Origin of the sequence: Chryseobacterium sp. GM_Chr_2 (assembly GCF_026540445.1) — a bacterium.
Lineage (GTDB): Bacteria > Bacteroidota > Bacteroidia > Flavobacteriales > Weeksellaceae > Chryseobacterium.
In genome coordinates, this window is sequence record NZ_JALNUD010000013.1 from 16,621 (window position 1) to 40,448 (window position 23,828).

Sequence of the window (23,828 nt, forward strand, 5' to 3'; positions counted from 1 at the left end):
TTGAGATTTCGATAGTTCGACAAGCTCACTACAGGCTAAGCTCAATCTGACACCTTCAAATGAGACATTTAGTATTAGATTTGTCGGTCTGAGCCCGTCGAAGACTAAAGTCTCGCCATCATTTACTGAAAATATTTTCATTTTATAAAATTCAAATTGATTATAAGGTTTTGATTTTTAGATTTTTAATTTTAAATGATAAACATCATGTACTTTATTTTCATTCTGATGTAACAAATATTCTTTTTGAGGTGTCTTATGTATGAAAACTTCTCATGTAATGAAAATCAAATTAACATCGATTGCCTTATTAGTGGGCATTGTTGCTTTTGCACAGACTAAAAACGATACCATAAAACCTAAGGAAAAGGAAATTGAAGCCGTTACCGTTACCGTAAGAAAACCAACCGTAGAATCTAAAGTCGACAGAACGGTTTTCAATGTAGCCAACAGCTCTATTCTTGCCGGAAATACAACTTGGGACGTATTAAGAATGACTCCGCTTGTGAGCATTGATAATAATGACGCCATAAAAGCAGAAGGAGAATCTGTTACCGTTTATATTAACGATAGAAAATCCGTTTTCACGGGAAAAGAACTGAAGGAATATTTAAAAACCATTCCGGCAGATAATTTAATGAAGGTTGAGGTGATCACAAGCCCTTCTTCAAGATATGAAGCCACAGGATCTGTCATTAATATCGTCCTGAAAAAACGTGATGACGAAGGCCTGAAAGGAAGTGTAACATTTAACAACAGACAGAATACCAAGAATTCGCAATACACGAATTTAAACCTTAACTATCATAAAAAAAGCTTTACACAAACCTTAATCGGAAGTTACAGCGATAACATCAATGTGCAGAAAAACTCAAGTACGTATGTGACTTATGCGAATAATTCTCTGATGGAAATGAGCTCTAGAAATGAAGGAAGATATAAGAGTCCTTCGGTTTCATCTACTTCAGAATATGCATTGAATGACAAAAATACGGTAGGGTTGATTTTAGAGTATTATCAAAGTAATTCCAACTCTTTTTCAAATGCGGAAGGGACGAATTATTTAAATAATGAATTAACAAGTACAATTCAGCAAAACCAGACAGCAACGGGCTTAAACCGTAATTTGGGAACCAATCTTTTCTATAAATATTACGATAAGGAGAAAAACAGAATTTTAGATATTAATGTGGGAACCAACTATTACGGACAGTCGGAAGATAGTTATTTTTTAAGAAATATCTATTCTAATACGCCTTCCGTAAACGAAATTGGGGTTCTTTCTGATATTGAGAACCGAAATTATTATCTGAAAATAGATTACACCCAACCTTTAGGAAAATCCGGGGCGACCTTTGAAGTGGGAGGAAAGATGAATTTCAATAATAATATAATTCCGAATAGCTTATATGGAAATCAGCTGGCCGGGCTTAGTCCGAATGATGCCTTTCATTATGAGGATAATATTAATTCATTATATGCCAATTATAGCAGAACATTTTTTAAGAAATTAGAAACAAGAGTAGGGCTTCGTTATGAATATACCGATTTAAGGATGCGTCAGGATATTTCGGGTGCTTCGAGAAAAGATTCTTACGGTACATTTTTGCCTAATTTGTTATTAAAATATTCTTTTTCAGACAAATATGATCTGAGTTTAACCTACAACCGTAATATCTGGAGGCCCTGGTACTCAGAGTTTAACCCTTTTATGATTCCTAATAACGACGGAATTTACAGCCGCGGGAATATGGATTTGAATCCAAACCCGAGCGACAGATTATACATGAAATTTGGGATTTTAAAGAAATATTTTATCTCTGCAAGATATATGTTTACCGATCAGGATTACTGGACAGATTATATCCCGGGAACCATTCCTGATGCCAACGGAAATCCGCAGCAGGTAACCATTACACAGGAATCCAATTTCAATGGAAAAGTTCATAAATATTATCTGTATGCGAATACCAACCAGACCTTTTTCAAGAATAAATTTACCGTAAATATGGGATTGGGATGGTACTATATCGATAATAGTGATTTTAATGCTAAAAATAAAATTGATAATAATTTCTACATCAGTTATCTGAGTGCTACCGCCAACCTTTCATACACCAATCTTTTTAATAAAAATATTAATTTAAGTGCTTGGGTTGAAGTCGGAAATCAAAGTAACGGAAATTCTTACACCAATAAGCCGAATGTATTTCATAATATTTCAGCAACAAAAATCTTCCCGAAAACCCAGATGGAAGTCAGCTTACAGTTGATGAATATCTTTAAAAGACCGAATTATGATGCTACAAGCTATAACCAATCAGGATTTACCAGAAGTTCTTCAAAATGGGATTGGTACGGAGCTTCCATATCATTCGTAAAACGTTTCGGAAACCAGAAAGTAAAAGAAAATACCAAAACCGATGTTGAAAAAGATGGCGGCGGCGGAAAGTAAATTTTTTTAATGTTAAATTTATAAACGGGCAGTGAATTGATTTCATTGTCCGTTTTTTATTACGAGTTTATTTTTTTTGAAGCTATTCCTGCTTTCCGCACTCGCCATTTATTTTGGTTTCGGCGGCGCGGCTTCGCCGCGCCGCCGAAACCAAAATAAATGAGCTCAAACAAATTCTTCAATCAGGGCTAGGGTAGTTGCCTTTTCATCAAATATAGAAATAGCTACCTAGTTTTTCATTCCTCAGAAATCTAAGCACAGTTCATTAAAATTTATGTTTGGTTATCCTCTATTTTACAAACTTGAAAAAACTTTGTAAGCTTTTATAAGTGAAACGGCTTTGTGTAACTTAAAACAATTGGTAGTCAAAAAAAAGACTTAGTGGGTTCTGTGTTCAAAATTTAAGACTTTGAGTTTTATAGTTAAGCGAGCTAAGTACTGCTATCATTTGCTTAGTAGAACGCCATTGCGACCGAAAATATTTAAAATGAGATGCAAAGCTTTAGCGATCGATAGCGTTAAAAAAAATCAAGAATTATTTCAATCTTTTTCTAATACTATGCCTAGATCCTTACGGGGATGACAAACTTTATGGATACAACATCATCTGTGAAAACTGTGAGAAATAAAATAAGTTTATGTGCAGTTTAAAATAGCATCAGTAATTTACATACAACCTTCTTCGTTTTGCATACATCCACTTCGTGATTTCTGCTCAACTTTGTATCAGTAAAAATAAAAAATATGAGCGTAGAGCAAATAAAATTAGGAAGTCAGGGACTGGTAATTCCCAAATTAGGATTAGGATGTATGGGAATGACAGGTTTTGAAGGAGCCAATATGTACGGAGAATCCGATGAAAATGAAGCGATTGCTACCATTCACCGTTCTTTTGAATTGGGAGGTAATTTTTTAGATACCGCAGATCTGTACGGTCCGTTTAAAAATGAACAGCTTATTGCAAAAGCAATCGGAAGCGATCGTGAAAAATACATTATTGCGACAAAATTCGGATGGGAAATCGATGATCAGGATAAAATAACTTGGGCAATCAACGGATCCAAAGATTACGTAAAAAAAGCCGTAGAAAAATCATTGAAAAACCTGAAAACAGATTATATCGATCTGTATTATATGCACCGTTTGGATAAAAATACGCCGATTGAGGAAACGGTAGGGGCAATGAGCGATTTGGTAAAAGAAGGCAAAGTAAAGTATATAGGTTTATCGGAAGTATCTTCGGAAACCTTAAAAAGAGCACACGCGGTACATCCGATTACGGCTGTTCAGAGTGAGTATTCTTTGTTTGAAAGAACCGTGGAAGAAAAAGGTGTTTTGCAAACATTGGAAGAATTGGGAGTTGGTTTTGTGGCTTATTCACCGCTTGGGCGTGGCTTTTTATCCGGGAACATCCGCTCTGTCAACGATTTGCCGGAGCATGATTTCAGAAGAGGAATTCCGCGTTTTCAGGAGCAGTATTTCCACAAGAACATCGAATTGGTAGAAGCGATAGAAAATATGGCAAAAGAGAAAAATGTAACTTCTTCGCAATTGGCATTGGCATGGATTATGAGCAAAGGTATTGTTCCGATTCCGGGGACAAAACGCAGAAAATATGTAGAACAGAATATAGCATCTGCCGAAATTCAACTTTCTGAAAATGAATTGCAAAAACTCGAAAGTATTGTACCTTTGGGAATCGATACGGGAGCTCCTTATGACGAATTCAGCATGGGGCTTTTAGATTATTAATATTACATTTACATCATGAAAATCATTGCCTCTATTTCAGCTTTTCACCGCCTGTTGTCGCTTCCTCAGCCGAAGCACCCTTTGGTGAGCGTTATTAATTTATCGGAAAGTATTTTCATAGAAGATGAAATTTGGAAAGGTTTTACCAATCGGTTTTACTGTATCGCTCTGAAACGTGAAGCGACCGGAAAAATGCGGTACGGACAACAGCATTATGACTATGATAAAGGAGTCCTGAGTTTTACGGCTCCCCATCAGGTTCATTATTTGGATTTTAACTCGTTCGATTGTGACGGGAAAGGATATTTATTGATTTTTCATGAAGATTTTTTGCTGAAACATCCATTGGCACAAACCATTTCAGGCTTCGGATTCTTTTCCTATGCCGTAAATGAGGCATTACATTTATCGGAAGACGAAGAAAATGATTTGGTTGAAATCTTACATAAAATTGATAAGGAATGCCAGCATATTGATCATCATACTCAGGAAATCATTCTATCTCAAATCGATTTGTTGTTAAATTATTCCAACCGGTTCTATGAAAGACAGTTTATCACTAGAAAAAACGGAAACCATCAGCTATTAGCGAAGTTTGAGCAATATTTAAATGAATACTTTGATCAAGAACAATCTGCTCAGAAAGGTCTTTTAACAGTTCATCAAATTGCGGAAGTCATGAATCTTTCCCCAAATTATTTAAGTGATCTTTTAAGAATTCATACAGGGCAGAATACGCAGCAGCATATTCATGAAAAATTAATCAGCAAGGCAAAAGAAAAGCTTTCTTCCACACAATTGTCTGTAAGTGAGATTGCGTATGTACTTGGATTTGAATATTCGCAGTCATTCAGCACGTTGTTTAAGAAGAAAACGAATATGGCGCCACTGGAATTCAGAGCAAAATTTAAGTTTAATTGATAAGAAAGGAAGAGAGAAGAGGGAAGTTGGAGGTTTTTGATGGTCTGAAAATAATAAATATTATTTGAGCATTAACTTCCAGCCTCCCTCTTCCCTCTTGCAACTTTTTTACTGTTTACGGATTCGGTAAAGTCTTCCGGCATCAGTCACCGTATACAGTGCATTATCCAATCCTTGGGTAATATCTCTGAAACGTTGGTTTTCTGTTGCTAAAAGCCTTTCTTCGCCCACAACTTTATTATTTTCGATCACTAATCGAGCTACATGCATTCCGCTTAATGAAGCTAAGAAAAGATTGTTTTGCCACTCAGGAATCGTATTGCCTTTGTAGAAAGTAATTCCGCTTGGTGAAATCACAGGATCCCAATAATAAATCGGCTGTTCTAAACCATCTTTCTGCTGAATACCATCACCAATAGTTTCTCCAGAATATTCAATTCCATAGGTAATGGTTGGCCATCCGTAATTTTTTCCGGCTTGCACTCTGTTAATTTCATCGCCACCTCTAGGCCCATGCTCACTTTGCCATAAGTCTCCGGTTACGGGATGAATCGCAATTCCCTGTGGATTTCTGTGCCCAATGCTATATAGTTCAGGTAGAGCACCCGATCCTGTAAATGTAGGATTTCCCGGAGCCGGCTGACCGCTCGTTGTAATTCTTAAAATCTTACCGACTGCTGCTGTTACCGATTGTGCTAAAGGTCTCGTTGATATATCGGAGCGTTCGCCTGTACTCACGAAAAGATTTCCTGTGCTGTCGAATAAAATACGACCTCCGTAGTGAAGATTGCCAACATTAGCTGAAGGAGTAGCTCTGTAAATAACCGTCGGATTTTCAATAATTGTTTCTTCATTTGAAAGCCTTCCTTTTGCTACTGAAGTCATATTTCCACCTGAAACATTCTCAGAAAACACCCAGTAAACCATTCTGTTAGAAGTAAATTGAGGGTCAACACACAATCCCAACAATCCGCCCTGTCCGCCTGAGTTTACGGCAGGAAGCCCGGTGATAGGATTACTCACTGTCCCTGTGGGGGTTACAATTCGCATAGTTCCTGTTTTTTGGGTAATCAGCAGTCTTCCGTCCGGTAAATTGGTAATGCCCCAAGGCGAAGTAAGGGATGAAGTTACAATCTCGCTCACGTAAGGAGTATTTGTTTTCATGCCGTTCGCCCGGGTTTGTCCAGCAAAAGCAGGTTGGTAATTGGTATTGCCGGGATTAGTTTCTACAGGCGGCAGGGCAGGGCCATTCTGTTCACCGTTTTCGTCAATACTATCATTACAACTTGCGAAAAGCAATGATGAGGCAATCATTACATGGTAAGCTTTCATTTTCATAATTCAAATTTTTGATGATTTTGATAATTAATACGGGTTTTTTGATGCAAATTACTTGCCGTAATTCACTTTTGTGTGGTTTTTAATAAAATTCATTCAATCGATTGCATTTATTTTTTTGCTTAAATATTTAGCAGTAAATAAAATAGACCTCAATCCTGGCGGATTAAGGTCTTATAAAATGTAAGATTATTTTTTCAGTTATTGTAAAAATTCTATTGCTTTAGAAACAAAAGCATCATGGTTTTGAAAAAATGAAGCATGTCCGGAATCCGGAAAGATCAATAATTCTGAATGCTCTAAATTCTGAGACATATTCTTCGCATTTTGAACCGATACTGGCAAGTCGTTTTCACCATGCACAATTAGTACAGGATTTTTAATCTGTTTGATTTCCTCCAGAGCGTTACTGTTGGGTTGAGCCCATTCTAAAACGGCTGTCAGCTGAGATAGGGAAGTGGCATCATTCAGAGCAATATCTCTATCTGTGGTACGAAGCTGAATTCTGTTAAAAGCTGCTTTTCCGGCGGCAATACTTTCTACAGAATTCGTAAATCCAAACTGAAGAAAAGATTCTTCCGGGTTTAATCCTGCTGCTCCGGCGATGATATTAGGAAGATTTGCCAATCCGATGGCACCTTTTGGTCCGGTTCCTGTTAAAATAACTTTATTAATTAAAGAAGGCTTGGTAAGCACCACTCTTTGAGCAACGAAACCGCCCATTGAAAACCCCATGATATTGATTTTGTTTATATGTAGCGCTTCCACAAAATCTATGGCATCATCTGCCATGGCCTGAATGGTATTCGGTGTTGTACCTTTTGAAGAAGCGACTCCTTTATTATCGAAAATAATGACTTTATATTTTTTTGCCAATCCGTCTGTTACTGCCGGATCCCAGTCGTCCATAGAACCTCCCAAACCGGGTAAAAGCACCAAAGGAATACCGTTATCATTTCCCAAAATACGGTAGGCAAATGTATTGCCTTTAACCTCAACAAATCGTGTTTTGGCGTTCTGATGATTTTCAGCCTGAATTTCCTGAACGGTCATTTCACTTTCTTCTCTGCAAGACATGGATAATGTTGTGAAAAGAGTAAGACATAAAACACTTGTAACTGAGATTTTTCTAATTGTTTTCATTGTAGTTTGTTTTTGTTTGATTATGATGCAAACTTAAAACAGAAGGGAAAGGAAAGCACGCAGAAAGATGTTCAGATAGACAATTTCAAGGCTCAACCGGACGCACGAAAAGTTAAAATCTTTTACAAAAGATAATTTTAACATCAAAAAAAACAATTATGGCATAAATATTATTGTATTAATAAGAAAAAGCACTAAAGATGGAACGTATTAAAGAAAATAAAGAATTAATCAGCAGATATTTAACATTAAGTGTTAAACAGCATTTCGGAGTTGATGTAGATGTAAGCAATGAATATACTTTTGCGGAAAATCTGGTTTCTAAAAAGATGATTATCGCAACCACTTTTACCGAAAAAATAGTAGCAAATCCGGAGCTGAAAATGTTTTTATACTCATTAATCAATGAATTGAATAATGAAAAATGCAGCGTTGATTTTATACGAGAAAAGTTTGATCACCTCAGAGAATCTGATTCTGAAGAAATGGAGAAAATTGTGTAAAATCAATCCCCACCAAATGGCAGGGATTGATAGGTGGAAAAAATTTAATTAAACTTTTTCTTTCAAATATTTTTCAACCTTATCTTCAAGGTCTTCCAAATTAAAAGGTTTTGCAACATAATCGTCTGCCTGAGCCTGCTGGGCTAAAGCTACAATGTCGTTATTTGCCGTTACATAAATCACAGGAATATTTTTAAATTCCTCATGGTTTTTCAAAAGCTTGGTTGCTTCTACGCCACCGATTTTCGGAATCCAGTTATCCATCAAGATAACATCGGGTTGGTACTGAGCCACTTTTTCCAAAATATCATGTGAAGTTTCTGAAATTTCGACCTGATAACCATTCTCTTCAAAAATGATGGTGATCACTTCCAGAATTGTTGTGTCATCATCAAAAATCAAAATTTTCTTTTTACTCATTTTAGGTATATTTAACTTCGTTAGGTTTCTTTATTTTTATAATTGATTAATATAATTCGCTAAATTATTCGGTTTAATGATTAAATCATAATCAATTTCATCTACTGCATGCTTCGGCATATAATCTACTTCTGCGGTTTCAGGATCCTGAATCCAAACTTTACCGTTATTTTTTTTTATGTAGCCCAAACCTTCGACTCCATCGGCATTAGCCCCAGACAAAAGTATGCCAATCATGCTTTCCCCAAAAATTTCTGCTGCCGATTTAAAGGTGACATCAATAGACGGTCTCGAATAATTCATCTTCTCTGAACTGTCCAGTGACATCGTTTTTTTATCTTCAAATAACAAATGATAATCCGCTGGTGTGATGTATAATTTATTATTCTCGATTTCTGTCTTATCTTCTATTTCAATAACTTCCATTGGCGAAAACTGCTGAAGCAAAGTCTGCAAAATATTGCTTGAATTCGCTTTTCTGTGTACCACCAATAAAATGGCAAAATGAAGATTATCATCTAAATTTTTTATCATTTCCAGGATCACCTGCAGGCTTCCCGCCGAACCTCCGATAATGATTAACTCTATATTTGTGTTTTTTGTTTCCATTGGGTAATCATTCTTAGCTATGATCTACTTTCTTCCAGATTTTCTGATCGTCTATTTGGTTGAAATTTTTATCTAATTTAGAAAATCTTAATGTTTCTTTTGCGCCTAAAGCTAAAAAACCTAAATTTTCTAAACTATTATCAAATAAACGGAAAACTCTCTCCTGCAAATGGCGGTCAAAATAGATCAAAACATTTCGGCAGATAATCAACTGAAAACTGTTGAAAGAACTGTCTGAAACCAAATTGTGGGTAGATAAGATCAACTTTTCCTGCAAAGCTTTATCGAATCGTACACTATCATAATTCGCCGTATAATAGTCTGAAAAATCTTTTTTTCCACCGGATGCGATGTAATTTTCAGAATATAATTTCATTTGCTGCAAAGGAAAAACTCCGGCTCTTGCCGTTTCCAACACAGAAGGATTTAAATCTGTTCCGTAGATCAGCGATTTATGATAAAGATTGGCTTCTTTCAGTAAAATCGCCATCGAATAAGCTTCTTCACCCGTTGAGCAGCCCGCTACCCAAATTCTAATTAGAGGATAGGTTCCCAACTGGGGTAAAATTTTTTCCCTTAGTGCTTTAAAAAAGTGCGGATCACGGAACATTTCTGTCACGTTTACTGTAATTTCTTCTATGAAACGCTTTAAATATTCAGGATCGTTAAGTATGGTGTATCTTAATTCTGCAAAGCTCGTAAATCTGTCAATCAAACAGATACGGTTTACCCTGCGTTTAAAAGACGCACGGCTGTATTCGGAAAAATCGTAGCCATACATTTCATAAACATCTTTAATCAGGTATTCTACTTCTTCATCTTTTACGATACTAGGTTCCAGCATTTAGAGTAATTTTTCAATAGCATTCATTAACAGATCTACATCTATCGGTTTTGAAACATAGTCCTGAGCGCCTGCATCCAAGCATTTTTGGCGATCTTCCGGCATAGCCTGAGCGGTAACAGCAATCACCGGAATATGGCTGATAGATGGTGTTTCTCGCATAATTTTAATCGCCTGATAGCCATCCATTTCCGGCATCATCATATCCATCAATACGACCGTAAAATCATTATCATTTTTCAAGACTTCAATGGCTTCCTGCGCCATCGTACAGCTTTCAATCTGATATCCGCGTGCTTTTAATGTTAATTTTAACGCAAATATATTTCGTGGATCGTCGTCCACAATTAAAACTTTCTTATTCATCAGAACTTTTGCTGTTTAACTTTCATACAACCAAACCCTAAGCAGAGACAACAACTGATCGATATCCACAGGTTTTGAGATATAATCGGATGCGCCTGCTGTGATACATTTTTCACGCTCCCCAATCATTGATTTTGCGGTAATGGCAATAATCGGAAGCCTTGCATATTTTGGCATTTTTCTAATTTCCCTAATAGATTCATAACCGTCCATTTCCGGCATCATCATATCCATCAGAATGACATCTATATCCGGGTTTTCTTTTAATTGCTGAAGGGCATGTTTTCCGTCCATCGCCACTACAACTTCAACTTTGTATTTTTCTAAAGCTTTCGTTAAAGAGAAAATATTACGAACATCATCGTCGGTAATTAAGATTTTTTTACCGCTTAAAACTTCCGTTAATGAACCCAATACTTTATTTCGAACATTCTCTATCGAGCTGTTTTTTTCCTCAACCAAATGTAAAAACAAACCGACCTCATCCAAAATTCGCTGATAAGAATGCGCTGTTTTCACCACAATAGAATCAGCATACTGCTTGATTTTCAGCTCTTCAGATTTAGTTAAATTATGTTCTGTAAAGATAATAATTGGAAGGTTTTCCAATCCATCATAACTTTTGATTGATTCAATGATCTGGTATTCGTTTCCTTTTGAGGCTCCAATGTCCAAAATTACGCAATCTACGTGATCTGTTGTCAATGCTTTTACGCTATCTTCAACATTATTTTCTATGGATAAGGAAATATTGAAATTGCTCAGGAAGTAGGAAAGGGCACTCGCATGTTTGGCATTTTCTTCTACAATTAATACTTTTTGTGGACCTTTTTTCAGGGCTTCTTCAATTTTTCTGAAAACATCGGTCATTTGATCCAACGCGACAGGTTTGTTGATGAAATCAATGGCTCCCTTCATTAGACTTTCCTTTTTTACATGCAAAACAGACATCATGTGAACCGGAATATGTTTGGTTTCAGGATTAGATTTTAATTCATCCATCACTTGCCAACCGTCTTTTACAGGTAGCTGAACATCCAGCAAAATAGCATGCGGATGATATTGTAAAGCCGCAGAAAGACCATGATCGCCTCGTACCTCAACTACCGCTTTGTAATTCTGTAAATGGGCGTATTTCAAAAGGGCTTTTGCGAAATTGGTATCGTCTTCAATGATTAAAATAACTTTATCATCCTGTTGAAGATTGTTTCGGTCATCTTCCACATTATCAGGGATTTCAAGTGTGTTGATCGGTTCTGAAACTTCTATTTCCTGATCTCCTAAAATATGCTGAATTTCTTCTACATCTTCACGAATGGTTTCCACCAAATTTCTATCTGTTTCGATAGGCTCAACTTCAGCAACCGCTTTGATTGGAATGATTAAACTAAATTCACTTCCTTCATTAACCTTACTTGTAAGAATCAGTTCTCCGCCTAAAAGTCTTGCAATTTCACGGCTTATTGATAATCCAAGACCGGTTCCTCCAAATTTTCTTCTCGTGGAGCCATCGGCTTGTTGGAAAGCTTCAAAGATAATTTTCTGTTTGTCTTCTGCAATCCCAATTCCTGTATCTTTTACCGAAAAGATGATGAAATCTTTCTTTTTAACATCTTTTTGAATATGTAAATTGATGCTTCCTTTTGTGGTAAATTTCAACGCATTCGACAGTAAGTTTCTCAATACCTGATCTACTCTTAAGCGGTCGGTTTCAATTATTTTTTTAACATCTTCTTCAATGTTGATGTTGAATTGAAGCTTTTTCTCCTGAAATACGGGATTAAATAAATTTTTAAGGTCTTTCACCACATCATCGATCACCACATCCTGATATTCCAGCGTCATTTTACCGGATTCGATTTTGGCTAAATCTAAAATCTCATCAATCAAGGTTAATAGGCTGCTTCCCGAACTTTGAATAACTTTTGCTGATTCAATTTGATCTTCATTTAAATTTTCCTCCGGATTTTCTGCCATCAGTCGTGAAAGCAGAAGAATCGAATTTAAAGGCGTTCGTAATTCATGTGACATATTCGCCAAGAATTCGGACTTATATTTTGTGCTGAGCGCCAGTTCTTCTACCTTTTTCTGAATCTCATTATTACGCTCGGCAATCATGTGATTTCTTTCTTCCAGTAATCTAGAACGTTCTTCTAATTCTGCATTTGCCTGCATCAATTCTTCCTGCTGCACTTTCAGTTCTTCTTCGGAAGCCTGTAATTTTTGAGTCTGAGCTTCTAATTCTGTATTTAAATTCTCCAGTTCCGAATGCTGAACTTGTAATTCTTCAGACTGAGCCTGTGTTTCTTCCAGTAATTGCTGCTCTTTTTCGCGACCTTTTGCCGCACTCAGAGCAATGCCGATATTTCTGCTGCATTCCACAAAATAATCAATTCGATCTTCCTCAAAGTTTGAAGTTGAGCCTAATTCTAAAACACCGATGCTGTGCCCATCAGATAAAATAGGAATCAATAAAATACCGTAAATTTTGATAGTGCTGCTTGCAAAAGTTACGACAAAATCGTCTTCATGAAGATTATTATAAACCTGAGGTTTTTCATTGATAAAGACTTGCCCGACCATTCCTTCTCCAGGTTCGAAAGAACGTTTCATATTACCTTCCAAACCAAACGCTGAACTTAATCTTAAAACACCTTCGTCATAAAGATACAGCGAGCCGTTGATGCAACCTCCGTATTCAATCAATTCATTCAGAGATTCTTCTGAAACTTCTTTTACAGATTTATTTCCGACCAAAGATTCATTTAAAATGGCAAGCCCTTTCTGGCGCCAATCGCTTTTATTAATGGTATCGAACGAACTTTTTAAAGATTCTGTCATATTATTTAATGACTCCACAAGGTCGCCCAGATCATCCTCAGAATTATCAACCACTTTTTGGCTGTAATCTCCTTTTGCAACACGATTCGCAATTTGTTGAATGGCACTTACACGTCTGGCCATTTCAAGATCTTTTGCTTTCAGGGCTTTTTCCAATTTATCACGACGAATAAGATCGGCACGTAGTTTAATATAGAAAAATGCCGTTACAAAGACCGCAGCAAGCGCAGAAAAAATAATAAATAAAACGGTTGTATTTGAAGATTGGTTGAGATCTTTTGTCTTTATAGCCAGCTGTGTTTCTTCATATTGCGAAAAATCTTTAACGATTTGTCGGCATTTATCCATATAAGATTTGCTCTCAACAATTTGCTGTTGCGTCATCATTTGTCCTTTTCTGCGGTTTTCCACAAAAAGTTTCATATTAACCAAGTTGGCTTCTACATTTTTTTCAAGAGAGTCTAACAACTTTTGCTGATGCGGATCCTGAATATCTAAACTTTTTACATATTCAAAAGTTTTAGAATAATCAATCAGACTTCTTTTGTAAGGCTCGAGAAAACTTTCTCTTCCTGTAAGCTGATAGCCACGATTTCCGGTTTCAGCATCCAAAAGGGCAACCAAAACGTCTTTTACAGCGGTTACCGAACGTCTGCTTTTTCCAACGCTTTCGCGATGGGTCATTTGGTTTTGGATACTTAAATAAGAAGCTATTGAGCTTGCTATTAAGATCAAAAGTGAAAATCCTACTCCAAACTGAAGATTTCGTATGATTTTTTTCGGCATGGAAATTAATTTAATGGTAATGTGAAATAGAATGTTGAACCTTCGTCAACAATACTGGAAACTCCGATGTGACCGTGGTGCTGTTTGATGATTTCTGAGCAGATAAAAAGCCCGATTCCCATTCCCTGAAACTGAAGGGAGGACTCTTCAACACGATAAAATTTATTGAAAACAGCTTCCTGTTTAAAATCAGGAATTCCGATTCCGAAGTCGGTAACATTTACTTTTACTTCCTGCTCTTCTTCATCTACAAAAGTGGTTACAATAACCTGGTTGTTTTGTGGAGAATATTTGATGGCATTCGTAAGGAAATTAATGAGAACTTGCTCAATTCTGATCTCATCAAAAGGAATTAAAATATCAGGAATGAAGCCGTCTCGTTTTATTTTTACCTTATTTTCATCATGGGTCTGCAAAATAGTTTCAATAGCATTGCTGATGACATTTTCAAGACTGGCCGGTTTTTTATTGATCTTTAGTTTACCGTTTTCAATTTTAGAAACATCTAAAAGATCGGTAATCAAAGTATTAAGTTTTTCGATCTGATCATGAACTTTTACCATAAATCCTGCCTCGGCACTTTCTTTTTCAAGCTTTAATTTTCGGTCTAACAGCTGAACGTAAGCTTTAATACTTGTTAAAGGTGTTTTAAGCTCATGGCTCGCAATGCTCAGGAATTCATCCTTTTCCTTTTCTACTTTTTTCTGATCATCAATATCGGTGAAGGTTCCCACCCAGTTTTTAATACTATTTTCATCTCGAGCGGGCGTTACTCTCAAAAGATGATAACGATAATCTCCCGTCTTTATATTTTTAATTCGAACTTCAAGTTCCAGAAATTTTCCTTTCTTTTTACAACGTTCAAATTCTTCTTTAATATTGAGGTCATCGGGATGTGTTTCCGGAAATTCCTGTTCAGCGTTGGAATAATCAAACCATTTACAATTTACAAAATCTACGATGCCTTCTTCGTTTAAGGTAAAAGCGATTTGTGGCAAAGACTCCAGCATCAGATGAAAATGATCGATCTGGGATTTCATAATTCCCTGCGATTCTCTTCTTCCTTTCACTTCAAGTTCCAGGCTTTGTTGCGTTTTTTTCATCGCCATATTCTGCTCCTGAAGGTTGTAAAATGTTTTTACCTTCAACATTAGAATTTCGGGATCTACAGGTTTCGTAACATAGTCTTTTCCTCCTGAAGCATATCCTTTGGTGATAAATCTTTTCTCGGTATTTACTGCCGATAAAAATATGATAGGAACTTCTTTCGTTTTGCTGTATCCCGCAAGAGTTTCTGCCACTTCGAAGCCATCCATATCCGGCATCTGAACATCCAGAATAATTAAAGCATAATTGTTTTTTAAAGCTTTTCCCAAGGCTTCTTCACCCGAATCTGCGGTGTCAACTTGAAAATCCTTAGATTCCAGTAATTTTTTTAGTGAATAAAGGTTGCTATGGTTATCGTCAACGATTAAAATCATGAGTAGGTTGTCAAAAATTATTTTAGGTATACTTGTTCAAAAATACTGACAATTATCGGAAAAATAGATATTTTTTAGTCTAATTATCGATAGGTACCACGTTCATAAACTTTTATTTGATATTTTATAGAAAATTTACTTCAAAATATTTTTTATTGAATTAAAAATATATTTCATGCAGTTATTCAATCGTTTAGATATAAAACATCAATGAGCAGTAAAAAAAATATGAAAAAAATTCTCAAAAATCCCTATTCGCGGCATAATGTTTGAATAGAGAGTAGCAACACTTTTTTCACTTAAACATATATTATTAAATTAAAAACCTCCGATTTATGCGGAGGTTTATTTTATTATTTATACCTTTGCAGGGATTCTCATGTTTAATTTGAGTTTTCATGGTTATTAGTTTTTATCCCCGTCGCAAGTCGGGGATTTTGTTTTTTATAAAGAGAAGGCTTTAATCGATTGATTCCGAATTGATAAGTTAAAAAACTTGGGGATTACGCGAAAAGTTTGTATCCATAAAGTTTGTCATTCCCGTAGGGATCTCACCATAGTTTTAGAAAACAAGACTAGAACGATTCTTTATTTTCTCTTTCACGCTATCAAGCGCTAAAGTTTTATATCTTATTTTAAATATTTCGGTCGCAATGGCGTTCTACTCAGCAAATGATAGCAATATTTAACTCGCTTAACTTTAAAAATTCAAAGCCGTTCCACTTACAAAAGACAGTAAACTGACAGTTTGTAATAGTTTATATTAAAAATGAAAACGTATTAACTATTGTTTTTCAGTACGCTAGGAATCATTCCGTATTTTCTTTTAAAAGCAGCTGAAAATGCCGCGGATTTTTGTATCCCACCAAATCTGAAACTTCACTCACATTCATACTTCCGTTGAGAAGCATTTTTTTGCCTGAGTCATTTTAGCGTCGCTCCAAAAATTAAAAACTGTGGTTCCGAAAAGTTCTTTAAATCCTTTTTTTAAAGTAAATTCATTGGTTGCCACATGATGCGCTAATTCTATAAGAGAATGATTTTTATCTAAATTATTAACAATAAATTCTCTTACCGCATATATTTTTTCTTCATCTTTTTTATAAGTGAAGATTTTGAAGTTTCATTGGAGAAAAGCTGCTCAAGCTGTAAAAGGAGAAGTTCGCTTATTTTGGCTTCGAGATAATTTTTTTTGAAAAAGGTTTGCAAATCGTTGAATTTCTTGATTCTGAATTAAAGATTGAAGCGATTTTAAAAGATTTTTCCTTTTAACCTAAAAATTAGAAGAAAACATGAAATATTCAAATAAAATAAAATGGTCGTTCGCGGCAGGAATTGTAGTTTCATTATGTTGGCTGATAGGCGATATTTTCGTTGCCGGTTTTGATCCTAATCCTGCCGATTACCCTATTTTTTCGAAAACCTATGCCGATCAGGTAGATGTTACTTTTGCCACCTGAATGTTGGAAGGTTCTACATCAAGATTAATGTTTGGTGCGTTGATTGGCGCATTAACGGTATCTTTGCTACTTCCCGCAACATGGCTTGTTGTTCAGTTTTTAAAAAATAGAACAAAAGGATATGCCATTTTACCTATTACGTTTTGCTGGTAGGTGCGGTTTTATCTCCGCTGGGGCATGCCGGATTTTTCTATGTAGGTGAAATTTACAAAGCTATTTATCATACAGATGCAGCCGCCCATCCTTATCTTCTGGAAACGGGAAGAGGCTTTATGAAAATGCTCAATATCGCCTGGGTGCAGCAATTGGCGTTTTGGCAATCGGTTGGATTACTTTTGCGGTTTGCATTCTTTTAAACAAAACATTGCTTTCAAGATGGATGGCCATTCTTACTCCGTTTTTATTAACTTTATTCATCATTCCTTTAAAGCAAATATTATCACTTCCGTATTCAGGATGGGTAGGCGGGGCGATTTTCAATATCGCGTACCTTATATTTTTCAGTACGTTGTTGCTTTTATTCAGAAAAAAGCTTTTGGAAAGAGAGGAGGCTTTAAATTAAATACAAATGATCAAAAACTTAAAATAAGAAACTTCTTTCAGTCCAAAATCTAGCGTCTGAATGGTAAATTAAATTTTTTAATCTTTTATTTAGAGTCAGCTGTCTCATTGATGACTCGTGGTTAGCAGGAATAAAATATTCCTGCTTTTTAGCTTTATAATTAATTTTTAAGAAATATCCGTTTAAATAAATTTTTATATCTTGACAATTCTAATCGGAAAATTTTTTCAACTTTTTCGATTTATTTCTGTATTTACTGAATTGTACAATCTGTGAAATCACTCAGATTTTAAAAGTGTTAAAACTTGCTCTATTAATTATTCTTGAATAATTCATGCAGAAAATAAAAATTGATATAACCACTAAAATATGATAATATGAAAATAGGTTTAATTGGATTTGGAAAAGCAGGAAAAGCGGTCGCTAATGTGATCTTGCAACATCCTGATTTTTCATTAGAATGGGTTTTAAGAAGCAGTAAAACCATGGAAAATATTTCTGCGAAAGAATTTCTTGGCGTAGATTCTTCAGATCCTGCCCAGATTTTTTCGCAGCAAAACATAGATATTAATACACTATTTGAAAATCATCCGGTTGATTTTATTATTGATTTTTCCAAAGAAGAAGGAATTTATACTTATGGAAAAGCTGCTGTTCAGAAAAATGTGAAAATTATTTCTGCTATTTCACATTATAACGAAAATGAAAAAGATTATTTAAAAGAGTTGTCAAAAGATGGCGTTGTTTTTTGGTCGCCGAATATTACTTTGGGAGTAAATTATCTACTATTTGCAGCGTCGTTGTTGAAAAATATTGCTCCCGAGGTTGATATTGAAGTGATTGAAGAACATTTTAAAGCAAAAACCGGAATTTCGGGAACTGCCATGAAAATTGCAGAAACACTGGATATTGAAACAGAAAATATCAATTCCGTAAGAGCAGGAGGAATTGTCGGGAAACATGAAGTTATATTCGGATTCCCTTATCAAACGGTTCGTTTGGTTCATGAATCGATTTCGCGGGAAGCGTTTGGTAACGGAGCTTTATTTGTTGCTAAAAATCTTATTAATAAAGAAAACGGACTTTATAATTTTGAAGATATTTTAAAACCTTATTTTTTTAATGAAACAAAAAATAACTAAGAAGAATTGTGAATATTTTTCTAAAATTTTCTAAAATTGATTAAAACTTAAAAAGCAAAAGAGACTACAAAACTGCAGTCTCTTTTAATTTAAATATAGTATAGTTAAGATTCGGTGGCAACTAGAAAATAATTGTTTTGTGCGGGTTCTTTCCCGAATAAGCTTCTGAAAATGTTCTGAAATTCATGAATATATTTACATCTGATGTTATTTCCGTAAATTTTCAAGCCTTCAACAATTTTGTTCGAACTTAGATCAATATCATACTTAATAAAGGTTTCAGGTCTTTCATATCTTATTCTCAGTTCTGAACTGTAAGTTCTTGAAAATCCGAATTTTTCAAGCCATTCTTCTGTGATTTTAATCGGCGTAACTGCCTCTGCAGGAACGGAAAAACCTTCATTATCGCTCTCAATCTTTACAAAATATTGTTTCTTATCACTTTGGAAGATTTCCGTAACAGTAAAAATTTGGTTTTTATATTCCACAAGGTTTTTAATCTTAAGATCCATGACATTCATAATACTTTGCTTTTTAGGTTGTTATATTTCCTGAATAGGAGAAATTTGGTACTTAGTATGTTTGCAAATACTATGCCTAGGATATTAATATTATTTAAATTTTAAATTATTTTTTAGTTTAAAATATAGATAAACTGTTAATATTTAGTTTAAATAATTGATTTTTAAATGTTTGGTAAAAATGCCAAAAGTTAAATTTGTGGTATGTGTGTGGTATTTTTATTTCGGTCTTCAAAACTTAAGAAACATCTTTTACACTTAAATTTAAATATTCAGAGGGAGTAATTTTTTCTATTTGTTTAAAAACACGGTTAAAAGTTGACTGATTAGAAAATCCTGCTTCCGTATAAATATACATAAGTGTAATTTTCTCCAAATCATTTTCTTTCATTAATTTTTTCACATAATTAATTCTATATGTGTTTAAATAATTATTAAAATTCGGAAAATTATTTTGTCGTATTGCCTTTGATATATAGCTGCTATTGATGTTTAATTCTGCCGAAAGTTTAGAAATATTAAAGTTTGGATCTTTATAAAGCTGTTTTTCTTCCATGAAATTTTCAATTTTATTAAAAATTTCCTGATCGAGAATTTCTGTTTTTTCTGAAATAATAGGTTTTAATTCTTGCTTTTGCTCAATTTCATGTTCAATTTCAATCCTTCTGATTTTGTCTTTATAGAAAATAATTAATGCAATTACAGCTACATTAGAAAGTACAAGCAGTGTATCTGTAATTCTAATGTCTTCTTTGCTATGTAAAGGGAAGTTGAAGTTAATATTTTTTGAAATGATAAATCCGATTAAAATGCAGAAAATGACGAATCCGCTATAAAGAATAACATATTTTCTTGAAAAAAATACATAGGCACCCAGAGGAATTGGCAATAACCAAACAAAACTTGCCACAGAATTTTCCCAGAAAGCAAGCATAATATAAAAATCATACAAAGATGCAAGAATAATATACACATGAACCAGCTTGTTAATGGAATATTTTTTTCGGTTAACAATAATATAGGAATAAATAAGGATGAATAAGCCTCCGGCAGTGTACCACGGCATAATATCATCATGAATAAAAAATCCAAAAATAATTGTGAATATAAAAAGTACCGCTGCCATTAATAGAATGTAGTAATGGATGAGTTCTCGTTTATATTTTTCTATCTTCTGAGCCTTTGTGTACTCTTGTATCATTTTTTGTGCCTTAATAATTTTTTTATTGTGTGTTTTTTAGCTAAATACGAAAATTGACTGCTTTAAGTATTTGATAAATAGAGTTTTAATTTTAATAAGTCATTTTCCTGATTTTCATTAATCATTGCAGAAATTGATTTGTCTCTCCTTTTATCTTTGCAAAATACTTCCCCATCATAAAAAATTTCATGTGAAAATATTATTCTATGATTTTAATTTTCGTGAAAAAATTTAACTGTTTGCAAAGATAAGAAGATTCAAATAATTATATAGAAAACACAAAATATTCTCCTTTTTATTTAACAATTTATAAAGTTCAAACATGAAGAAAACAAAATTATCTCTTATCAGCTTTTCGCTGATTTTTCTATCTGCCAAAATGTATTCTCAGGTTGGCATTAATACAGCTTCGCCAAAAGCAACTTTCGATGTTGTAGGAAAACCAGCGATGGCTACGGCTGCCGATGGTGTTATTGCTCCAAGATTAACAGGAGACCAATTGAAAGCTAAAGATGCCGTTTATCTAGCCGACCAAACCGGAGCTTTGGTATATGTAACACAAGCGGTTACCACTGCGTCTCCCAAAACAGCAAAAGTTGATAAGCCAGGATATTATATGTTCAATGGCGAAACCTGGAAATTTGCTTTTGGCGGAAATAACGATGATGATATCGTAATCGGTGAATTGGTATATTATCACGGGAGTATTCCGGCCAATACTTCCGGCGCCAATATTTTAGCGAGCACTTACCTAAGTGATCTTCCAGTGTTGGGAGGTGTGTTAAGATTGGACGCTCAATTCGATGGAAATTCATCAGGAACCGGAGCAATTACCACCTTTAATCCAAGGCTTTATAATGTGAGTTCGGGTGATATCAAAATGTGGGTTTCAGAAATGTCTACCCATACCGGAGATTCGGATAACGGGAATATAAAACTCTCTCCCGGAGCTTTCAGACAGTTTGATGATGGGGTATATTTATCGCAAACTCACAACGAAACGGTGACTTTTGATATCACCATGCAGGAGCCGGAGCCAAGATGGTACAGGGTATATTATGCTTTCAGGGTAGATAATAAATCTACTGCGGGAAGCAGCAATGCCACTACTTCAGATACAAATACTTCAGATAACACAAGAGAATTATTTTTGTCTGTGCAAAGGTTATATTAATGATAAATGATATTGGTTTTAAGAGGTGATTTTTTAATTGCCTCTTTTTTTGTGATTCTAAATGGATTAAATTTTGCTTAATTATTAAATCTATAAGAACTTTTTTTGACAAAGTTTTCTAAATTTATTATCATTGTAACTTAAAATATTTCCACAAATGATAGAAGATTTTCCGTTCTATTTATCTCTTATTGTTGCCATCATATTGCTTATCATGTTGGCGAACAAGATAAAAGTTGCCTATCCTGTATTACTCGTGATTGCAGGTTTGCTCATTAGTTTTATTCCTGGCATTCCTACCATAAAGATAGATCCCGAGCTTATTTTTATTATTTTTCTGCCGCCGCTTTTGTACGAAGCCGCTTGGGCAATTTCATGGAAAGAACTCTGGAAATGGCGACGTATTATCGGAAGTTTTGCCTTTGTCGTTGTTTTTCTAACAGCGATTACAGTGGCTTTTGTAGCTAATCATTTTATTCCCGGATTTTCTTTGGCTTTAGGTTTTTTATTAGGTGGAATTGTTTCTCCGCCAGATGCCGTAAGTGCAAGTGCTATTCTGAAATTCGTGAAAGTTCCTAAAAGAATGTCATCTATTCTGGAAGGAGAAAGTTTACTAAACGATGCTTCTTCCTTAATTATTTTCCGTTTTGCAATGGTTGCAGTCGCGACAGGTCAGTTTATCTGGCAAGATGCGGTCTTAAGTTTTTCATGGATGCTTGTTGGCGGTATCGGAATCGGACTGTTATTAGGCTATGTTTTTATGAAGTCTCAAAAGATTCTTCCTACAGACGCCAATATGGATACCATTCTAACGATCGTTGCGCCCTACGTTATGTATATCGCAGCCGAAGAAGTTCACAGTTCTGGAGTTCTGGCGGTTGTAAGTGGCGGTTTGCTGCTTTCAAATAACAGATTTTCTTTTCTCGGAACCTCTTCTCGTTTGCGTGGTGTGAATGTTTGGGAAAGCTTAGCCTTTGTTTTGAATGGTTTAGTCTTCGTTTTAATCGGGCTCGATCTTCCGGAGATTACTTCTGGTATTGAAGGCGTAAGCTTATCTTCTGCCATTGGTTACGGTTTGTTAATCACAGCGGTTTTAATTGTTGTAAGAATTCTTTCCGCTTATGGAGCTGTGATTGTTACGCTCGTTGCGCGAAACTTTATCAGTGTAGCAGATACAAGAAGTCCAGGGTTTAAAGCGCCAATTATGATGGGGTGGACGGGAATGCGAGGTGTGGTTTCTTTAGCTGCAGCTCTTTCAATTCCTACCCATTTATATACTGGCGGCCCTGCTTTTCCGCAGAGAAATTTAGTGTTATTTATCACTTTTGTAGTTATTCTTACTACGTTGGTTGTGCAAGGTCTTACGCTTCCTTATTTAATCAAAAAGCTCAATTTACCATCTTTTAATGATTATTTGTCTGATGAAGATGCAGATAATGAAATTAAAAGAGGTATTGCGAGGCATACATTAAATCATATCAAAGAAAATCATAATATATTGTTTGAAAGAAGTCATTTCTTACAGCAGATTCATGAAAAATGGCAGGGTAAAATTGATGAAGATGGCGATATTCAACTTTCTCCCGAAGTGCGTGAAGCCTATCTTGATATTTTAAATGCACAGAGAATGTGGCTGATAGAGCAAAATCATAACAATACAGATTTAAATGAAGATGTCATCAGAAAACATTTAATGAAAATCGATTTAGAGGAAGAAAGAGTACGGCTCGTTCATTAATGATTGTTTAAAATATTCATTAAATTTTCCAGATATTCATTTTCTTTCAATACTTTTTGATAAGATTGTTTGGCATAAGCAGGAGAAAGCTCGTAATTCTCTGGTTTTATGCTAAAGTCTTCATTTTCTATGTATTGGTTTAAATGACGCGTGTAATCTTTAATCCATTTATTGATCTTTTTTCGTTTTATTTTACAGATTGTACTGTTTTTAATTTTTTGTAAAGAATTCAATATAAATGATTTATCACCATGGAAATTAATCACATTAGCCATATTGATAAAAGATAGGTTGTGCTTATCCTGTAATACAGAATGTTTGTCGTCTTCAAAAATCATGATTGTAAGGTTTTAATAATTCGATAAATTTTTCGAAACACTGAAATGTATTGCTGAAGAATCAACAGACGGGTATTGAGGAATATTTTTTCAAGATCAGAATGATCTCTCTCAAGGATGTAAAATTATAAGTTAACATGACATTATTATTAAGTGAATATGGTGTAAAACTGTACCTTCAAAAACCTAACCAAAATAATTAGATTTTCTAACATGAGGTATCTTTTGTGAAA

At 34.9% G+C, this 23,828-nt stretch carries 22 protein-coding genes; 11 read left to right on the forward strand and 11 right to left on the reverse strand.

Annotated features, from left to right (window positions below):
• Positions 1 to 280 precede the first annotated feature (280 nt).
• From OXQ85_RS17565 to OXQ85_RS17575, 3 genes are all read left to right on the forward strand, one after another.
• On the forward strand, positions 281 to 2,455 hold the full coding sequence (locus tag OXQ85_RS17565; RefSeq protein ID WP_267406171.1) for an outer membrane beta-barrel protein: 2,175 nt from the start codon (positions 281 to 283) through the stop codon (positions 2,453 to 2,455).
• A 744-nt stretch (positions 2,456 to 3,199) separates the two neighbouring features.
• Positions 3,200 to 4,207, forward strand: a complete 1,008-nt coding sequence (locus tag OXQ85_RS17570; RefSeq protein ID WP_267406172.1) for an aldo/keto reductase — start codon at positions 3,200 to 3,202, stop codon at positions 4,205 to 4,207.
• 15 nt (positions 4,208 to 4,222) lie between these two features.
• Positions 4,223 to 5,128 (forward strand): response regulator transcription factor, encoded by a 906-nt coding sequence (locus OXQ85_RS17575; RefSeq protein WP_267406173.1) that lies wholly within the window; start codon positions 4,223 to 4,225, stop codon positions 5,126 to 5,128.
• 108 nt (positions 5,129 to 5,236) lie between these two features.
• On the opposite strand, the gene OXQ85_RS17580 is transcribed toward OXQ85_RS17575, so the two are convergent.
• Together OXQ85_RS17580 and OXQ85_RS17585 are read right to left on the reverse strand one after the other, a co-directional pair.
• Positions 5,237 to 6,466, reverse strand: coding sequence for a PQQ-dependent sugar dehydrogenase (locus OXQ85_RS17580; RefSeq protein WP_267406174.1), 1,230 nt, complete (start codon positions 6,464 to 6,466; stop codon positions 5,237 to 5,239).
• 201 nt (positions 6,467 to 6,667) lie between these two features.
• Positions 6,668 to 7,609 carry an alpha/beta hydrolase gene (locus OXQ85_RS17585; protein ID WP_267406175.1) on the reverse strand — a complete coding sequence of 314 codons (942 nt, stop codon included), beginning with the start codon at positions 7,607 to 7,609 and terminating at the stop codon, positions 6,668 to 6,670.
• Between the two features lie 200 nt (positions 7,610 to 7,809).
• Between OXQ85_RS17585 and OXQ85_RS17590 the strand changes: the two genes are divergently transcribed.
• Complete coding sequence (locus OXQ85_RS17590; RefSeq protein ID WP_267406176.1) at positions 7,810 to 8,112, forward strand: hypothetical protein; 303 nt, start codon at positions 7,810 to 7,812, stop codon at positions 8,110 to 8,112.
• 48 nt (positions 8,113 to 8,160) lie between these two features.
• Here OXQ85_RS17590 and OXQ85_RS17595 read toward each other — a convergent pair whose 3' ends face one another.
• The 6 genes from OXQ85_RS17595 to OXQ85_RS17620 are packed head-to-tail and all read right to left on the reverse strand — an operon-like array spanning position 8,161 to position 15,459.
• Positions 8,161 to 8,532: a response regulator gene (locus tag OXQ85_RS17595; protein WP_267406177.1), complete on the reverse strand. Its 372-nt coding sequence runs from the start codon at positions 8,530 to 8,532 to the stop codon at positions 8,161 to 8,163.
• Positions 8,533 to 8,568: 36 nt separating this feature from the next.
• Entirely contained in the window at positions 8,569 to 9,141 is a 573-nt protein-coding gene (locus OXQ85_RS17600; protein ID WP_267406179.1) for a chemotaxis protein CheB, read from the reverse strand.
• A gap of 13 nt (positions 9,142 to 9,154) precedes the next feature.
• A complete protein-coding gene (locus OXQ85_RS17605) occupies positions 9,155 to 9,985 on the reverse strand; it encodes a protein-glutamate O-methyltransferase CheR (protein WP_267406181.1) in 831 nt (276 codons plus the stop codon).
• Positions 9,986 to 10,351, reverse strand: a complete 366-nt coding sequence (locus OXQ85_RS17610) for a response regulator (RefSeq protein ID WP_267406183.1) — start codon at positions 10,349 to 10,351, stop codon at positions 9,986 to 9,988.
• 15 nt (positions 10,352 to 10,366) lie between these two features.
• Positions 10,367 to 13,978, reverse strand: a complete 3,612-nt coding sequence (locus tag OXQ85_RS17615) for a response regulator (RefSeq protein ID WP_267406184.1) — start codon at positions 13,976 to 13,978, stop codon at positions 10,367 to 10,369.
• A 5-nt stretch (positions 13,979 to 13,983) separates the two neighbouring features.
• Positions 13,984 to 15,459: a response regulator gene (locus tag OXQ85_RS17620; protein ID WP_267406185.1), complete on the reverse strand. Its 1,476-nt coding sequence runs from the start codon at positions 15,457 to 15,459 to the stop codon at positions 13,984 to 13,986.
• Positions 15,460 to 16,751: 1,292 nt separating this feature from the next.
• Between OXQ85_RS17620 and OXQ85_RS17625 the strand changes: the two genes are divergently transcribed.
• The 5 genes from OXQ85_RS17625 (at position 16,752) to OXQ85_RS17645 (ending at position 18,623) form a co-directional block, all read left to right on the forward strand.
• Positions 16,752 to 16,919, forward strand: coding sequence for a hypothetical protein (locus OXQ85_RS17625; RefSeq protein ID WP_267406186.1), 168 nt, complete (start codon positions 16,752 to 16,754; stop codon positions 16,917 to 16,919).
• A complete protein-coding gene (locus tag OXQ85_RS17630; protein WP_267406187.1) occupies positions 16,920 to 17,072 on the forward strand; it encodes a hypothetical protein in 153 nt (50 codons plus the stop codon).
• Positions 17,063 to 17,275, forward strand: a complete 213-nt coding sequence (locus tag OXQ85_RS17635; RefSeq protein WP_267406188.1) for a hypothetical protein — start codon at positions 17,063 to 17,065, stop codon at positions 17,273 to 17,275. The genes OXQ85_RS17630 and OXQ85_RS17635 overlap by 10 nt, the downstream gene beginning before the upstream one ends.
• Positions 17,233 to 17,481 (forward strand): hypothetical protein, encoded by a 249-nt coding sequence (locus OXQ85_RS17640; RefSeq protein ID WP_267406190.1) that lies wholly within the window; start codon positions 17,233 to 17,235, stop codon positions 17,479 to 17,481. Before OXQ85_RS17635 ends, OXQ85_RS17640 begins: the two co-directional genes overlap by 43 nt.
• 377 nt (positions 17,482 to 17,858) lie before the next feature.
• On the forward strand, positions 17,859 to 18,623 hold the full coding sequence (locus OXQ85_RS17645; RefSeq protein WP_267406192.1) for a dihydrodipicolinate reductase C-terminal domain-containing protein: 765 nt from the start codon (positions 17,859 to 17,861) through the stop codon (positions 18,621 to 18,623).
• Between the two features lie 104 nt (positions 18,624 to 18,727).
• Here the strand turns inward: OXQ85_RS17645 and OXQ85_RS17650 are convergent, their stop codons facing one another.
• Together OXQ85_RS17650 and OXQ85_RS17655 are read right to left on the reverse strand one after the other, a co-directional pair.
• Positions 18,728 to 19,144, reverse strand: a complete 417-nt coding sequence (locus OXQ85_RS17650) for a hypothetical protein (protein WP_267406193.1) — start codon at positions 19,142 to 19,144, stop codon at positions 18,728 to 18,730.
• 238 nt (positions 19,145 to 19,382) lie between these two features.
• Positions 19,383 to 20,345 (reverse strand): helix-turn-helix transcriptional regulator, encoded by a 963-nt coding sequence (locus OXQ85_RS17655; protein WP_267406194.1) that lies wholly within the window; start codon positions 20,343 to 20,345, stop codon positions 19,383 to 19,385.
• A 322-nt stretch (positions 20,346 to 20,667) separates the two neighbouring features.
• Here OXQ85_RS17655 and OXQ85_RS17660 point away from each other — a divergent pair, with 322 nt between their 5' ends.
• Both OXQ85_RS17660 and OXQ85_RS17665 read left to right on the forward strand, forming a co-directional pair.
• Positions 20,668 to 21,519, forward strand: a complete 852-nt coding sequence (locus OXQ85_RS17660) for a hypothetical protein (protein WP_267406195.1) — start codon at positions 20,668 to 20,670, stop codon at positions 21,517 to 21,519.
• Between the two features lie 157 nt (positions 21,520 to 21,676).
• Positions 21,677 to 23,257, forward strand: coding sequence for a Na+/H+ antiporter (locus tag OXQ85_RS17665; protein ID WP_267406196.1), 1,581 nt, complete (start codon positions 21,677 to 21,679; stop codon positions 23,255 to 23,257).
• On the opposite strand, the gene OXQ85_RS17670 is transcribed toward OXQ85_RS17665, so the two are convergent.
• Positions 23,254 to 23,595, reverse strand: coding sequence for a hypothetical protein (locus tag OXQ85_RS17670; RefSeq protein WP_267406197.1), 342 nt, complete (start codon positions 23,593 to 23,595; stop codon positions 23,254 to 23,256). The genes OXQ85_RS17665 and OXQ85_RS17670 overlap by 4 nt on opposite strands.
• Between the last annotated feature and the right edge of the window lie 233 nt (positions 23,596 to 23,828).